Annotated in this window: 13 protein-coding genes; 6 read left to right on the top strand and 7 right to left on the bottom strand. The window is 41.6% G+C overall.

Annotation, left to right across the window (positions count from 1 at the left end):
• Positions 1 to 130 precede the first annotated feature (130 nt).
• The 6 genes from K5Q58_RS09675 to K5Q58_RS09650 form a co-directional block, all read right to left on the bottom strand.
• Positions 131 to 847 (bottom strand): HAD-IA family hydrolase, encoded by a 717-nt coding sequence (locus K5Q58_RS09675; RefSeq protein WP_220753728.1) that lies wholly within the window; start codon positions 845 to 847, stop codon positions 131 to 133.
• On the bottom strand, positions 847 to 1803 hold the full coding sequence (gene xerC / locus K5Q58_RS09670) for a tyrosine recombinase XerC (protein ID WP_308443225.1): 957 nt from the start codon (positions 1801 to 1803) through the stop codon (positions 847 to 849). The genes K5Q58_RS09675 and xerC overlap by 1 nt, the downstream gene beginning before the upstream one ends.
• A gap of 35 nt (positions 1804 to 1838) precedes the next feature.
• Positions 1839 to 2456 carry a DUF484 family protein gene (locus K5Q58_RS09665; RefSeq protein ID WP_220753787.1) on the bottom strand — a complete coding sequence of 206 codons (618 nt, stop codon included), beginning with the start codon at positions 2454 to 2456 and terminating at the stop codon, positions 1839 to 1841.
• Positions 2457 to 2530: 74 nt separating this feature from the next.
• The gene (gene dapF / locus K5Q58_RS09660; protein ID WP_220753727.1) at positions 2531 to 3358 is read right to left on the bottom strand and encodes a diaminopimelate epimerase; all 828 of its coding nucleotides are present in this window, start codon (positions 3356 to 3358) and stop codon (positions 2531 to 2533) included.
• A 71-nt stretch (positions 3359 to 3429) separates the two neighbouring features.
• Positions 3430 to 4674: a diaminopimelate decarboxylase gene (gene lysA, locus K5Q58_RS09655; protein WP_220753726.1), complete on the bottom strand. Its 1245-nt coding sequence runs from the start codon at positions 4672 to 4674 to the stop codon at positions 3430 to 3432.
• A gap of 31 nt (positions 4675 to 4705) precedes the next feature.
• Entirely contained in the window at positions 4706 to 4882 is a 177-nt protein-coding gene (locus tag K5Q58_RS09650; RefSeq protein ID WP_259651305.1) for a lipoprotein, read from the bottom strand.
• Positions 4883 to 4962: 80 nt separating this feature from the next.
• On the opposite strand from K5Q58_RS09650, the gene cyaY reads away from it, so the two are divergent.
• Complete coding sequence (gene cyaY, locus K5Q58_RS09645) at positions 4963 to 5292, top strand: iron donor protein CyaY (protein ID WP_220753724.1); 330 nt, start codon at positions 4963 to 4965, stop codon at positions 5290 to 5292.
• 71 nt (positions 5293 to 5363) lie between these two features.
• Here the strand turns inward: cyaY and K5Q58_RS09640 are convergent, their stop codons facing one another.
• A complete protein-coding gene (locus tag K5Q58_RS09640) occupies positions 5364 to 7793 on the bottom strand; it encodes a class I adenylate cyclase (protein ID WP_259651304.1) in 2430 nt (809 codons plus the stop codon).
• 255 nt (positions 7794 to 8048) lie between these two features.
• Between K5Q58_RS09640 and hemC the strand changes: the two genes are divergently transcribed.
• From hemC to K5Q58_RS09615, 5 genes are all read left to right on the top strand, one after another.
• On the top strand, positions 8049 to 8978 hold the full coding sequence (gene hemC / locus K5Q58_RS09635; protein ID WP_220753722.1) for a hydroxymethylbilane synthase: 930 nt from the start codon (positions 8049 to 8051) through the stop codon (positions 8976 to 8978).
• Between the two features lie 17 nt (positions 8979 to 8995).
• Entirely contained in the window at positions 8996 to 9712 is a 717-nt protein-coding gene (locus tag K5Q58_RS09630) for a uroporphyrinogen-III synthase (protein WP_220753721.1), read from the top strand.
• A 133-nt stretch (positions 9713 to 9845) separates the two neighbouring features.
• The gene (locus K5Q58_RS09625) at positions 9846 to 11096 is read left to right on the top strand and encodes a uroporphyrinogen-III C-methyltransferase (RefSeq protein WP_220753720.1); all 1251 of its coding nucleotides are present in this window, start codon (positions 9846 to 9848) and stop codon (positions 11094 to 11096) included.
• On the top strand, positions 11093 to 12265 hold the full coding sequence (locus K5Q58_RS09620; protein WP_220753719.1) for a heme biosynthesis HemY N-terminal domain-containing protein: 1173 nt from the start codon (positions 11093 to 11095) through the stop codon (positions 12263 to 12265). Before K5Q58_RS09625 ends, K5Q58_RS09620 begins: the two co-directional genes overlap by 4 nt.
• A 395-nt stretch (positions 12266 to 12660) precedes the next feature.
• Positions 12661 to 16961, top strand: a 4301-nt coding sequence (locus tag K5Q58_RS09615; RefSeq protein WP_220753718.1) for a retention module-containing protein, incomplete at its 3' end; no start/stop codon positions are given.

Here is a 16961-nt window from a genome sequence, read left to right as displayed (position 1 = left end):
GGCAGCGCTTGTTGAGTATTAAAACTGAATGAAATAAGTTCAAAAACCTCGACAACTGCACAGTTCTTTATAAATGACATACTCTACTGAGCCACAAATCAACCTACCAACCGACTTATACTAAAATATCTTAATGCGCAGCAAGCAAACTGATTTCTTGTAGCTCATCGACTTCAATATGAGGCAGAATATGGCGAGCTTGCTGGTTATTTGCAGGGTTGAGGTTTAACCACAAACTCTGGCAGCCCGCAGCGCGAGAACCTAACACATCACTGATTGGATGATCGCCAATGTGCAATAGGTCTTGATGTTCAATCTCAAGATGCTGACAACTTAAGTCAAACAGGTCGCTATAGGGTTTCATTCTAACCCCATGCCCAGGATGAACCACAAACTCAAGCACATCATCAAGCCCAATTCTGCGAGCATCAACATTACCATTGGTTATGCCCACTAATGGATAATGTTCGCCTAAGTCAGTCAGTAGTTTAAGCACGCTTAAATCGACTTTGAAGTCACTGCGGTGAAAGCAAAAACACTCTAGCCCCTGCTGAGCACCTTGGCTGGCTTCAACTTCTGAGTAATCCCATTGGATTAAAGCCTGACGAAGCACCTCGTAACGCGCAGCGGTAGTGTCATGAGCAAGTTCTTCATGTACCGCAATTACCTTCGCTTTTAATTCGCGCCATTGAGTGAGCCCCCATGCATCAGGTACGTTAAATTGCTCCTGCATAAACAGAGACAACTTGGACTCGGCTTTAATAATATGCGGCGCGTTATGGTACAAGGTATCATCTAAATCAAAACTGATAGCCTTAAAAGGTCGAAGTCGTAAATACTGTTTCATTATTTCCCCTTGGCTTTTTTCGCCCTAGGATGAGCACCATCATAAACTTTTACTAAGTGCTGAAAATCGAGACTGGTATAAATTTGGGTGGTGGATAAGTTAGCGTGTCCCAATAATTCTTGCACTGCTCTTAAATCGGCACTTGATTCAAGCATATGCGTTGCAAAGGAATGTCGCAATTTATGAGGGTGAACTTTTGCAGATAAAGATTGCTCTTGGCCCCATTTCTTCATACGTAATTGAATACTACGATGAGATAAACGTGTCCCTTTTTGGCTAATAAATAACGCATCCCCTGCCTCGATTTTGGCTAAATCAGCACGGCACTCACACCAACTATTTATTGCTTCTATGGCCATTTTACCAATGGGGACAACTCGTTGTTTACTGCCTTTACCCATGACTTTTACTTCGTTTTGGCTAAAGTCTATGTCATTAATATCTAAGCTCGCCAGTTCGGCTAAACGCAAACCACTGGAGTAAAACAGCTCCATAATAGCTTTGTCACGTTTACTTAAAGGATCGTCGGCATCGATATCCAATAGGTGCGTGACCGCATCCAAGTCCATATTTTTAGGTAATGGCTTAGCTTGTTTCGGCGCATTGAGAGTTTTAGCTGGGTTTACTTTTATGGCTTGTTCACGGACTAGAAATTCAAAAAATTGCTTAAGTGAAGACAAGCACAAAGATAACGAACGAGGACTTAGGCCTTGGCGATGAAGTTTGGATAACACAGCTTGCAATTGGTCACGATTGACCGCTAACCACTGGCGGTCATATTCCTCTGAAGATGTGCCTTTTGGGATCGCAAAGATAATTTCTGCCGCACGATGAATTTCATACAAGTAGTTTCGCACTGTGTGTGGCGAAAGTTGTTTCTCTGAACGAAGGTAGCGCTCAAATGCAGCTAGCCAACTGAGTTGCCCCATGACACTGCCTCCAATAGTTGCAGTCATGCCTATTTAATCCACAGAATTAAATAGGCAGCCAATTAGAATTTTGGCAACATATGATCCAATAAGTCTCTTATTTGTTGGAAAAAGAGATGATCCATATCAGGGTGAAAATGAGCAGCATCTGCTGAAGCCACACCAAAAATAACTTGGCCGTTTTCGTCAGATAATTTAGTCAATGCTACCGAACCGACTTCTGTACCAAAAAGTCTTTTAGATTCAGACTGTGTCAGGCGGCCAAAGTAAAAACCTTGTTGGATACGTTGACGCCAGATATTGGCTAACTCACTGTCGATATCATGGACAGTAATTAAGCGAACATGAGTAAAGCCAAATTCAGTCTTTAACTTTTCAGATAGCACTTGTCTGAGTTCACCCAGATCTTCACACTTTAAGATTTTCATCGATAAATCACTGTTAAAACGGAATATCTTCTCGTTTTCAGTGGCTATCTTCATTAAAGAGGTAATTTCTTCTTCAAGCTGGGTAACGCGCCCACGCAGCATTTCTTGGCGACGTTCAATCAACGACACTGAACCGCGTTCGTGATGCGACAGTCGCATTGCTAACAGTAGCTCAGGGTAGCGATTAAAAAACTCAGGATTGTCGAGCAAGTATTCACGGATCATCAACTCATCTAGCGGAAGGTCTTCCATCTCTAGATTTGTGCCTAATGAAGCTGCTGATTGTGCATTTTCAGCTAATAGTTTTTTGGTATTGATTGCATCGCTCATAACTGGATTTGTCCATCAAAAACGTGTTCTGCAGGCCCAGTCATCCATAATGGTTTTCCTTCACCTTCCCAATTAATGGTCAAGCGGCCACCAGGTAAATCAACTTTAACTTGCCTGTCTAATTTATTTTGCATAATTCCGATTGCTACAGCAGCGCATGCGCCTGTGCCACAAGCTAGTGTTTCAGCGGCGCCACGTTCATACACTCTCAATTTGATATGGCCGCGATCGACAACTTGCATAAAGCCTACATTCACCCCTTTAGGGAAACGTTCATGCTTAGTCAGCATTTGGCCGATATCTTCAACCTCTGCAGTCGCAACATCGTCCACCTCAAGCACACAATGAGGGTTGCCCATTGAAATAGCACCACACAAGAACGTTTGCTTTGGCGTTTGCAGTAAATAGGTTTTTTCAGGGCGTTTAGCACGAAAAGGAATTTTGCCGGGTTCGGTAACAGGTACGCCCATATTAACGGTAACAGTGCCGTCACGTTCAAGTCGCAAGGTCATTTTACCTGAACTGGTACTTACACGAATTTTGTACTTATTAATTAAGCCTTTATTACGCACGAAGCGGGCAAAACAGCGAGCGCCATTACCACATTGTTCGACTTCACCACCATCGGCGTTAAAGATTCGATAATGGAAATCTAAATCAGGATCGTACGGCGGCTCAACTAACAAGAGTTGGTCAAAGCCAATACCGAAATTACGGTCGGCTAAACGGCGAATTTGATCAGGCGAAAAAAACACATTTTGTGTCACGCCATCAACCACCATAAAGTCATTACCCAGTCCATGCATCTTGGTGAATTGGATCAAAAGAGTTTCCCTTATCGAACTAAAAAATAAACCGAATCGGCTTTAATAAAATGATTAAAGCCATCAAACGATTAAGGTAGTAGATGTTCACCTTGCCACAATTGCTCAAGCTTTTCACGCTCACGGATCACTTGGTTTTGATCTTTATCGACCATGACCTCTGCTGGTTTCGGGCGTGAATTGTAATTTGACGCCATCACAAAACCATAAGCACCACTTGAGCGCACTGCAAGTAAGTCACCAGCTTGCACATTCAGCTGACGGTTTTTACCCAAAAAGTCACCAGTTTCACATACAGGGCCTACCACATCGTATTCAAAGCTTGGCGCTGAGGTGAGCTGCACAGGAATAATGTTTTGCCACGCACTGTAAAGCGCTGGGCGGATTAAGTCATTCATCGCGCCGTCAACAATGGCAAAGCGTTTATCGCTGTTTTCTTTCAGTGATAACACTTCCGTGACAAAAATACCTGCATTTGCCGCAATTGCACGGCCTGGTTCAAATATCAATTTAAGTGGACGTTCGCCCAAGCGTTCAAGTAACGCTGCTGCATAAACATCTGGATGTGGCGGTGTTTCATCATCATAAGGCACACCTAAGCCACCACCAACATCAAAGTGTTTAATTTCAATGCCATTGGCTGCTAAACGGTCAATAAGTGCCAACATACGATCCATGGCATCTAAAAACGGCTGCATTTCAGTCAGCTGTGAACCAATATGACAATCAACCCCTTTAACGGCGAGATGAGGTAATTCATGGGCGCGAGCAAACACTTGCTCTGCTTCATCCATGGCAATACCAAATTTGTTCTCTTTAAGGCCAGTAGAAATATAAGGATGTGTCCCTGCATCAACATCAGGATTTACCCGTAGTGAAATTGGCGCAACCTTACCTAATTTACCAGCAACTTCGTTTAACAGTTCAAGTTCGGCACTTGATTCAACGTTAAAACAATAAATACCAGTATTCAGTGCTTGTTCCATTTCAGCTGTGGTTTTACCCACACCAGAAAACACCACTTTTTTAGGATCGCCGCCTGCAGCGATAACGCGGGCAAGTTCACCACCTGAAACAATATCAAAACCACTGCCTAAACGCGCCAGCACATTTAACACAGCAAGGTTTGAGTTTGCTTTTACGGCATAACAAATCAAATGAGGGTGATCAGCGACTGCATTATCAAATGCATTCCAGTGACGCTCTAATGTCGCTCGTGAGTAAATATATAACGGTGTGCCGTGGGTACGAGCAAGTTCAGCAACAGAGCAGCCTTCAGCAAAAAGTTGATCTTGTTGATATGTAAAATGATCCAAAATGCGGTTCCTTCAAATTCTTTTGTATTTTTTATGTCGACTCTTGAGACTGCTCTTGAGTTTTTTGTTCGGTTTTTTCACTAGTAGGCTCTTGCGGTTTTCGCTCTTCCTGATTGGTTTCTACTTCAGGAGATTTATATAACGGGCCTTGTTGTCCGCAGCCAATAATGGATAGGCTAGCAAGCATTACTAATAAAAACAGTCTCATTTTTCTCAACATCTATGCATCTGGGGAGTTATAGCCTTATAATCGCATTCATAACCTAGGAAGTACAAGGATAGAAATACATGGCTATGACAGATACAGAATTTCATCAGTTGGCTGATGAGATGTTCAGCAAGATTGAAAATGCCATTGAGGCTGCGATTGACGAACAAGATGCCGATGTCGATATCTTCGCAAGCGGTAATGTACTGCAGTTAGAATTTGAAGATGGCTCGCAAATTGTCATCAACAAACAAGAACCTTTACATGAGTTGTGGATAGCCAGTCGTACCGGCGGGTACCATTTTGCTTTTGTAGACGGCAAATGGTTTGATGAGCGCAATAACAGTGAATTCATGCCTTTTGTTATTGATGCCATTACTAAGCAAAGCGGTATTGCACTTTCTATCTAGTGAGCTTGTTTAGCGCATCAGATTTGATTTAAACCTAATCGAATCAATGCCAGGATGACGATGAATTGAGTTTAGATATCTGAACTCAATTCATTCATCGCCACCCCGAATGGCACCACATTAAGCTCACCATCAATTCTTTCCAGTTTAAAAAATTGCGGCATATTAAAATAGTGCAGCGACGAATCATCTCGCTCGAAGGCGAAGCTGTGACTTTCTTTTTCAACTAATTCCTTCATCGACAGGTCATCAAAGATTTGATGTTTTAACTGATTAACCTCATCAATGATAAAAACATCCAGTGCATCGGGACGCTGTCTTAAAAAGTACTGTTTAGCGCCTTTTGAAATATATAATTTAATCACACTGGGAATGCTGCGATAAGGATCTTGCTTCAATACCGCGACCGGAGCTGTTAGTTCAGGCTTTTTAAATCGCTCAACTTTTATTGGAGCAACTTTAACTTCTCTCCCTTTAAGCTCTTTATAGACCATACCCATTGAATTAAAATACAAACCGAAACGCTTATCTGACAACTCAATTGGATGCATTAGCGCTGATGATGCTCTCGCATCATGGCAATATTTAACGCAAAGATGAAACACTGATAATAGTGCATCATTAATTTGTTTTTTAAGTCTTTCAGCACACACCACAACCTCAATATCAACCTGATCAGGTGTGCCTTTTAGCCCTAAGGCTACAAAGGCGAGCGCTTCTAATAAACCTTGCTCTCCTTTAAAACGATGACATTGCCATTCGCCCCAACTGTTGAGGCAAATCAGTTCAACAGTCGACAGCATATTTTGTTGCTTTTTACCTAATGAGAAAACATTGCCATTCATGTAGTCAATCATGATTTCTTGGCCTTGCCACTTCAAAGTAGGGTCGCCATCAACATTCGCCACCACAATGACTTTTTTGTAAAAATAAGGCTGACATAACTCCGCCTTTGAGACTTTATTGGCCGTGGTGAGTAGAGGAACTAGGCGACTAGCTAATGCGGTTAACACACTAGAACGGTGCTTTTTACGGCCATATTCTTGCCAAGAAGTGTCATCAGTAGAAATACCATTCATGGCAGACCAAGCAATCAGAGCCGTGGGGGTATCAGCCTTAATAATTGATGACTCACCTAATAGTTGTCCTGACTTTAGCGGCTGGCGATAAAGATAATAGCGAGATTCTTTAATGCTATGAATAATGGTCATGTTCGGTTCGAATACCGAGCGGCTCCATAACTTATTTAATGGCAACAGCTGGTGCTCATCATCACTAAAGTAGGTATGAAGTTTGCGCGCAAGCATGCCTAGTTCTTCAACTCTGAATCGATCGCTTAATGCTTGCTTTGAGGCAAACTCTAACAAGGTACGGTAGCTGATTAATAACAACTCATTCAGTTGTTTATTAAACCATTTCAGCTGACCAGAGTGCCAGTGTTGGCTGTTGTCTAGGGTTTCTAGCAAGCTGGGCGGCCAACTCCAATCATTAACCAACTGCTGCATTTTGTTGCGACGCCAATCACTACCAACACACGCATTGGTTAAATTTACACCGCACTTTAGGTAAAAACAGCGGCGTACAATCTCTAAACGCCTGATATCGCGCTTACTTAATAAATAACGTTCAATACGTTGATATAAAATCAAATAAGCATCATTGGACTCTGAAAAATCACCCTGTTCACATTGCTGCCAAATTTGTGCAGTAATAAAGTGCGACTCTGGATAGTCAGCGGCATAGGTTTCTAACAGTAATACTTTCAGTAAGGCTTTATGGGGTTTGTTTAAGCCTTTATACAATTGCCATAATGAAGCGCCAAAATACTCTGTAGCAGGCATGGATTGCACATCACCTAAAAACAATACCGACTCATCTTGAATTGAATTTGGCCACCAACCCACCGTTTTACCGGCCAGCCGAATGTGCGAGCGATAAAACTCTTCCAGTAATAACCAATGCTGTGTGCTGCCGCTATGTTCCTCGCCTAACGAGCTATAACAGTTTTCAAAGGCGCTACATTCACGAAATTGCAATGGATGAACTAAGTAAAAATTAACTTCAAAATCAAAGGAAGCAAACCACTGAGTTAGCGCTGTGGCTTTTTCAGTAATCAAGCTTAGGTCGGCAAGACTTAAATTGGCTTTATAAACCAGCCATACATCAACATCACTTTTAGGGTTTTGGCCAAAGCTTGCTGTACTGCCCATTGAGTAAACACCTTCGAAAGCACAAGGTTCTGCAGTGTTTGATGCCAATTTAGGTAAATTGAATGCATCACAAGCTAGGTAATCATTTTTAGAATCTTGATATTGGCTAATACCAAAAGGCGTTAATGCAGAATTACCGCCAGGAAGTTGTGGGTGATGATGTTGAATGAGGTATCCAATGAGATCAAACAGCTTTTGCTGTTTTGGTGACAACAAAGATTGAACTCGTTCGTAGCGAACAAGATTAAGTTGATTGGCTATGTCGGCTGAAGAACAAACATTCTCTATCAAGGCTTCCATCCTTGTACTATCACTCTACGACTGATTCGAACTAAAAATTAAAGAAATCACTTACTTTAATTAGCATTAAATTCATTAGTAATAACTTGTTCATGGTATCAGTTTTATTGAAATACGCCAGTAAATGAGATCTAGGTCACAAAAAAATTATGTGCATAGGTCAAACAATCGCTATCGGTTTGTTACATAAGCCAACGGGCAATGTTAGCATTGTCGCAATTAAGTCTATCGATGGAACTCTCTGGCATGTCTCAAAATGTTATTCGTATCGCTACTCGTAAAAGTCCACTGGCTATGTGGCAAGCTGAATTCGTTAAAGCTGAGCTTGAACGTATTCATTCAGGTTTAACTGTAGAACTTCTTCCAATGAGCACTAAAGGAGACGTGATTTTAGATACGCCTCTGGCTAAAGTGGGTGGTAAAGGTTTATTCGTTAAAGAACTTGAAGTTGCTATGCTTGAAGATCGCGCTGATATCGCTGTTCATTCAATGAAGGATGTACCAGTAGATTTCCCAGAAGGGTTAGGTTTACAGGTTATTTGTGAGCGTGAAGATCCACGTGACGCTTTCGTATCTAACACATACAAAACGATTGAAGAGCTACCACAAGGTGCTGTAGTTGGTACTTCTAGCTTACGTCGTCAGTGTCAAATTCGCGCAGCTCGTCCAGATCTCGTCATCAAAGACTTACGTGGTAATGTCGGTACGCGTTTAGCTAAGCTAGATGGCGGTGATTACGATGCCATCATCCTTGCTGCAGCTGGTCTAATTCGTCTTAAATTAGATGAGCGTATTGCTAGCTTCATCTCAGCAGAAGATTCACTACCAGCTAACGGTCAAGGTGCTGTAGGTATTGAATGTCGTATGAATGACGAACGTGTTAAAGCGCTACTTGCTCCACTTGAGCATTTAGAAACTCGTTACCGCGTACTTGCTGAGCGTGCTATGAACACTCGCCTTGAAGGTGGTTGTCAGGTACCAATCGGTGCTTATGCTGAAATCGAAGGTGACACATTAAGCTTACGTGGCTTAGTCGGTAATCCTGATGGTAGCCAAGTGATTGAAGGTGCTGTATCTGGCCCTAAAACTGATGCGATTGCATTAGGTGAAGCGCTAGCTGATGACTTACTTAGCCGCGGCGCTAAAACAATATTAGACGCTGTTTACAACAAGTAATCAGGCAAAATCAAAATATGCAAGTCTTGCTAACGCGCCCTGAAGGGCGCAATCAAGCGATGGTGCAACAGCTCCAAGATAAAGGTGTCGGCTTTATTGTCACGCCTTTATTAGCTGTTGCTCCAACTCATTTCACCATTGAACCTCAACAACTTTCTCAAACTGACTGCATTATTTTTATCAGTACCAATGCAGTAAGTTTTGCAGCGCAGTCACTCAAAGGTCAATTCCCCAATTGTCGCTATTATGCGGTTGGTCAAGCTACTGCTGATGCTTTAACTCAATATAATATCCGCGCCGAAGTTGCTCCAGCAGACAGCCAAGATAGTGAAGGATTGTTATCACTTGCTTCGTTAGCAGAGGTAAAACAGCAACGGATCATGATAGTTCGAGGAGTTGGCGGCAGAGAAACCATTGCAGAACAATTAAGCTTAAGACAAGCCAATGTTAACTATTGGGAAGTTTACCAAAGAGTGATGCCAAAGCTTGATGCACAAAGCGTTTGCAGCCAATGGCAAACTGCTAAAATTGACACTATTGTCGTCACCAGTGGCGAAGTCCTTGTTAATCTAATTAATCTTGTTCCAAAAGAGTTATTTGCATGGTTGCAATCATGTCATATCATAGTGCCTAGTCACCGAGTGGAACAAAGGGCGAAAACAGCAGGATTTTGTCACGTCACCAATGCTAATGGCGCGAACACTCAAGCTGTTTTACAAGCGTTATCTCTTTAATCATTAAAGCAAAGTCCGTTATTTGCGATATTGTTTAATCCTGCCAGACTTGTACCCTATCACTCAAATATTTATGTCGCGCAGTAGATGGTCGCACTAGTACATAGCCACACTAGGCACTCAAGGACAGCTCATGGAAAACAATAAGCAAGATTCAAGTCAATCAAGTACGAAAGATTCAACCGTTGAATCAGTGAATAATGAGGCTGAGTCTTCGACTGAATTAGAGCAAAGCAAGACATCTAATACTCAAAAATCCACGAGTAAAAATCATCAGAAAATCCAGACAACGGATGCCAAAGATTCAGAAAAGACTCATCGCACCGACAGTGATCCTGAAGTGGCTCCGAAACAAAAAAGTTCATGGTGGGTAAGACTTAGTATTTTATTATGTCTTATCATCGCGCTAGTTGGCATTGGTATTAGCTACTTATTACTAATTGAGCTTGAAAGCCAAAAAATTGAGCTACAGACTCAATACCAACAAACTCAAGCCATCAGCAATGAAGTAACAGAAGCTTTAATTGAGCCTAAAAGACGCATTGCAGAGCTAGAAGTACAGCAACAAAATGACACTTTGGCTTACCAACAACAAAATCAATTAGCTAAATCTCATCAACAATTGCAAGAACGGGTAGCCACTATTGCTCAGCGTAATCCGAACCATTGGATGGCATCAGAAGCTGAATATTTAGTGCGTATGGCTGGTCGAAAGTTATGGCTTGAAAACGATCCTAAAACTGCTGCAAGTTTACTGAGCTCGGCAGATGATCGTATTGAAGCAATGAAAGACCCTGCACTATTACCGATACGTCGCGCCCTTGCTCATGACCTAGCCCAAACTAATGCCATTAAAACAACAGATGTAGCAGGTACCATCTATTCGATAGATAGTATATTAAATCAATTAGATAGCTTGCCATTAAATCGCGCTAAGGCCCAAACAGCTGAAGACTTGGCAGAGCAGCATGTGATGACGGATTCGTTAGATGATTGGCAAAGCAATCTCGCTAAAACATGGCATTCGGTTACTGATGGTTTCATCACAATTAGAAAACGCACAACAGATCTGGAGCCGTTACTGGCTCCAGATCAACAATGGTACTTAATCGAAAATATTCGTAATAAGCTACTGCAAGCACAGCTGGCTTTATATCAACACGATGAAGTCAATTACCGTCAATCAATTGGGTTTGCCCGTACTTGGATCCAGCAATATTTTGATTTAGATGAAGCGCAAACTCAAGAGACCATGACAGCTTTGGATGCACTCATTACTGTTAAAATTGAGCAAGTAAAACATACCAATTTTGAGTCGACTCGGTTGCTACAGCAACTCATTACCTTCGGCTCATTGGTTCCTGCAGAGGAACCGCAACTATGATTAAAATCCTAGCTTATGTCATCATCATTCTAATTGGTTTTTGTATTAGCCCTTTTATTATTGGCAATACAGGCTATGTCTATATCGCAGCAGGTGAATACCAAATTGAAACCAGCCTAGTTTTTGGTTTACTGGGGTTAGTACTGTTTTATTGTGCTTTACAGTTACTTGAATGGTTAATTATCTTTTTACTTAATATCGTCATTAACAGCCGATACTTACCAGAAAGGTGGCGTAGAGAAGCCGCCAAGAAATATACCATGCAAGGCGCGCTTGCCCTCGCAGAGGAAGACTGGCCAAATGCAGAAAAAGCCATGGCAAAAGGTGCTGCAAAAGGCGAGCTACCAGCTTTAAACCTTTTTGCTGCCGCAAGAGCTGCTCATCACCAACGAAATACTAATGCACGTGATAAGTATCTCGCTGAAGCTGCTAAAGATCCTTTAACGAAAGCAGCAGTCAATACTTCTAAAACTCGCTATTTGATCCAACAAGGTAAGTTAACTGAAGCTCGCGTTGAACTTGATGCCTTAAATCCAACCAGTAAAAGTAAAGCTCCAGTTCTCAAGCTGGCATTAGATCTTTATCAGTTGCAACAAGACTGGCAAGCGCTGAAAATTTTATTACCCGTGATCCGTAAACGACAAATAGTTTCTGAGCAAGCATCTAGTGATATTGAACACTCAACCAATACAGCCTTGCTGACATCAGCGGCAAAAATTAGCGAGCAAGAGCTAGAAAAGTGCTGGCATTGGCTGAGTAAATCAGAACGTAATCAAGCTAAGTTAATTGCGATATATGCTCAAGGGTTATGCCAATATAATCGCAAGAAGGATGCCTTAAAGCTCATAACTAAGAGCCTTAAATCCGAACCGGAATCAGATATGTTATCTAAATTGCCATTATTAATTGACTCGGAAGATGAGGATATCCGAAAGCTATTGTATCGCTTTAAGCAGACTCATGAACATAATGCCGAATACCAAATTTGTTTAGCAAAACTAGCTCAGCAACAGCGCGATATTAAGTCAGCCAAAAGTCATTGGTCTCAGGTCTGTGAAATTATGCCTAAACGTGAATATTGGTTAGCTTTAGCCCAAACTCAAGAACAACTTGGTGAAAATACACCTGCGTTACAGAGTTATCGTAAAGCTGCGAATTCCACTGAATAGTTTCCAGTGAAGCGAATAGTTCATTTATTCAATAACCTGCCAATGGCAGGTTTTTTTATATAACTACCTTTCTTAAGCCTCATTTGAATCACCCTAAAAGTAGACTAAAATTTCACATTGGTTAACCTCACAATTTATTATTAAAACTTTAACAATTAATAGTAATCACTGAGTTACATTGATTTGTCACATAAAAAGTCAAATATATTACTTTTCATAGTCTTAACCACTATAACCACATTGGTCAAAAAATTGACTATCGATACAAATAAAGCTAAAATTGTTAAATTGCGGTTAATGCCCACCACTAACCAGACAACAACAAGTAACAACAATGTGTTTTTTTTATTATCTAACAGTGAAACGCATTGTTAATTAGGGTTTTGGAGCTAAATATGAGTTCTGTTGTAACAACTAAAAATGGTGTTTTGACTTCGGCTAACGGTGAGATCACTCTCACATTAAATGGCCAATCCAAAAGTATACTTCCAGGAAATCAAATTCCTGCAGGAGCTGAACTCCAATTTGCGAGCGATTTAGCTTTTGTTGTCACTTTTGACGACGGTACTGTGTTAAACGGTGACACGTTAAAGAGTGATCAAATAGATGCAAATACAACAGACGATTCAATTGCTCAATTTTCAACAGATATGACTTCTGGTGAGTTATCTGAAATTGAAGCCCTCCAAGCTTTAATTTTATCTGGCGAAGATCCTACTGAACAACTACCTGAAACTGCAGCTGGTGAAGCATCAGGTAATGAAGGTGGTAGTGACTATGTCTCCCTTGCTCGTGAAGGTTCTGAAACTATCGCAGCTGCAGGATTTGATACTTCATTTGAGGCAACAGAAACATTAACAGCCAGCCTATCTTTAGGTGATGAAGGCGTTAATGCATTAAATAACAACAATTTTAACATTGCTCAATTTACCGATAATTTTGTCAATGGTGTTTCGTTTACTACTTCTTCTGGTTTATCTGGTTTTACTGGTGACTTTGGTTCTCCAGGTTCTTTCGCTTACTTACCAGGTGACACAATTACTTTTATGATCGGTGGCGTTACCATTGCCTCATTTAGTGCTGATGTTATTCAAGGTGAGATTTTATTCTTGCAAGATATTGCTGGAACCTTATTGTCCGACACTAATATGGATTACGTTGAAAACATGGCTATTTTTTTACAAGCCTTGGACAACGACCTCACAGACGGTGTAGATGATGGAATACTTAACACTAATAGTTTAATAAATATTGAAGATAGCTATGCCACCAATATCAATATCCTGTTATCTGTTCATGAAGCCTTAGCAAATTATATTGACCCAACAACAGGTCAGCCTCTTAATATCGCCACAGCTGGTAAAGAAATGATCTCTCAAGTACTTGCTGAACTTGGAATTATTTTTACTCGCGAAACTGAAAGACAAGAGAATGAACAGAACTTGTTCGAAACTATCGCAATGGAGCACGTCGCAGATACGATCGATGACATTGCTGGCGATAGAGCACCAGATGAACACGATGAACGTACAGTCGATACTCTTGACGTGCCAGGTGGGTTAATTACATATAACTACAATGAATTAGATGGCCAGATTACTTTTTCGGCTAATGATTTACTTGAAGGCGCAGTTGGTCAGCAGGTGATCGATCAAAACTTGTTAGTGAGTAATGTCCGCCTTAGCGCTGCATTTGAAGATATTGGTACTTTGCAAGATTTGGGTGATGGCAATTATGTCATCATCTTGAATGAAGGCGTTACTCAATACGATCTGGAAGGGTTAAGCATTGATTATCGCGTCGAAGATTGGACAGTATTCAGAGACGTCACTTCTGCCACTCAAGACCAATATAAATCGCATTTATCTGCTGAAATCCCAGATGTGCTCGAAGATGTAGGTTTTAACCAATTTACGTTAAACAGTGAACTCACATTTGAAACTGATCAAGAACTGTTCATCACATTCACTAGTGAACTACTCAGTGAACAACTTGGATACCCTATTGCTGAATATGCCGATGACTATTTAGTACCGCTTGAATATTCAAATGATGGTGGTTTAACGTGGCAAACAATGACTATTGGTGGAATTGACTCAAGCGGTGATTTAGCGCGACCAATATTCAGTTTCAATCTTGAAGCTGGTAACAATAGTATTCTTATACGCGTCCCAATTTTTGATGATGCTTTCATAGAGCCAACTGAATATTTTAATGCGGTTGTATCTGGTGAAAATGTTTACGATGAAGAGTTAGAGTTCGCCATTTTTGATAATGATGGTGAAGGCTCAGATTTACCAATTGTTGATATTGATTATGCTGTTGTAGTTGAAGGAATGGAGTTTGCTTTATTCACCCTCACCTTGAGCGAACCTAGTACTGAAACTATTACTCTTGATTACAGCTCAGAAGAACTGACTGCTTTATTTGGTGAAGATTTTACCAATGTCAGTGGCACAGTCACTTTCCTTCCTGGTGAGACTACGGCCTACATCACTGTACCTATTACTGACGATTTAATCGTTGAAGATAGTCCTGAATTTGCGCTAATTAACTTATCTAATGTTACCAATGCAGTATTAGGTGATACCCAAGCGACATTACGTATTTACGACAATGATTCACCTGATAATACCGCCATCACTTTAGATATTGATCCAGTGACGGGTGATAACCTACTCACCCCAGATGAAAGCACGGGCACGGTTACTATTACTGGTACCGTAACTGCAGATGCATCCATCACCACAGGTATTGTCATGCTGACTATTAATGGTCAGGAATATCAAGCGATTATGCAGTCTGACGGTACGTTCTCCGTTGAAGTTAATGCTGCTGATCTTGTAAACGATGAAGACACAGTTATTGATGGTATTGTTTATGGATACGGAGCAGATGGGGCAAAAGGAACAGCAACAGCTAACGAAGATTATGATATCCCTACAATTGCAGTAAACGACAACATCACTGTTGCTGAAGATACTGTGGCAGAAGGTAATGTATTAGCTAACGATTCTGATAATGACGACACTCTGAGTGTTACTAGTTTTGAAATAAATGGTGAAACCTACCCTGCTGGCACATCCGTTACTGTAGATGAAGGGATACTAGTTTTAAACGCAGATGGCAGTTACTTATTTACACCCAGTGCAGATTGGAATGGCCAAGTTCCCGTTATTACATACACAACTAATACCAATATCACAGCAACACTGACCATTGAAGTAACACCTGTTGCTGATGGTGCTCCTGGTGTGGTTATTAATACTGATACCAATAACGATGGCATTATCAGCGAAGAAGAATTAGCAGGTAATACTGAAGTTTCAGTAACCATTGATCTAACAACCACTGGTGCACAGCCCGGAGATACCTTAGTTGTTAACGGTCAGGAAATTATTCTTACCCAAGAAGATATTGATAATGGCTCAATAGATTTAACACTACCAGCACCTGCTGAAGGTGAAACGATTGAAGTAGTAGCAACCATTGTTGATAGTGCCGGAAATATAAGTCCTGAAGGTTCTGATAGTGCATTACTAGATACCGTCCCTCCAGTGATTACCGTTATTGCTCCAGATAATAGTAATGATGATACGCCAACAATTACTGGTTCAACAGATGCTGAACCAGGTAGTACAGTCACTATCGTTGTCACTGATAATGAAGGCAATGAGCAAGTACTCGAAGCCATTGTTGATGAAAATGGCAGCTACCAAGTAGACGTAGAGCAACCTTTAGCCGAAGGTGATTATTCCGTTGTTGCAGAAGTCACAGATCCTGCAGGCAATTCAGCTACAGATAACGACGATGGTCAAATAGATACAATCGCTCCCGTCATTACTGTAAATGCACCTGATAATAACATCGATACTACTCCAACGATTACGGGTACAACTGATGCAGCTCCAGGAAGCACTGTTACGCTTACCGTTACTGACAACGAGGGCAATGAGCAAGTCTTAGAGGCAATTGTTAACCCTGACGGTAGTTATGAAGTTGATGTAGCTGAGCCATTAGCTGAAGGCGAATATAACGTAGTCGCGGTTGTTACAGATCCTGCTGGCAACTCTGCAAGTGCTAATGATACTGGAGATATAGACACGACAGCTCCAGAGATCACCGTGAGTGCACCTGATAATTCAGCTGATACGACGCCAATAATTTCTGGTACAACAGATGCAGAACCAGGCAGTACAGTCACAATTATTGTTACTGATAGTGCAGGCCAAGAACAAATTATCGAAACCATCGTAAACCTAGATGGTACTTACAGCGTTGAGGTTCCTTTACCATTAGCCGAAGGCGATTACACTGCTGTAGCTGGCGTTTCCGATAGTGCTGGTAATGGTGCCTTTGCGGAAGATAGTGGCGATATAGATCTAACAGCACCAACCCCAAGCGTTGAATTCAGCGGCATGGGCGATGATGGCATTTACAGTAGCAGTGAGATTGGCGCCGATGGCACCGTCACCGCAACCGTCACTTTAGCTGCCGGCACCCAAGTCGGTGACACCTTGATCATCACCGACACCGATGGCAACGAGCTGTTTAATGGTCTGGTGACTCAAGCGATGCTTGATGATGGCCAAGCCGTGGAAGTCCCTGTGGCTGACGGCGATACCCAAGTGAATGTGGACGCGCAAGTGATTGATGCCGCGGGCAACGCCTCGGGCGTGGCCACGGACATGCAAGG

Origin of the sequence: Shewanella sp. KT0246 (assembly GCF_019654955.1) — a bacterium.
Classification (GTDB): domain Bacteria; phylum Pseudomonadota; class Gammaproteobacteria; order Enterobacterales; family Shewanellaceae; genus Shewanella; species Shewanella goraebulensis.
This window is presented reverse-complemented; position numbering and strand designations above follow the sequence as displayed.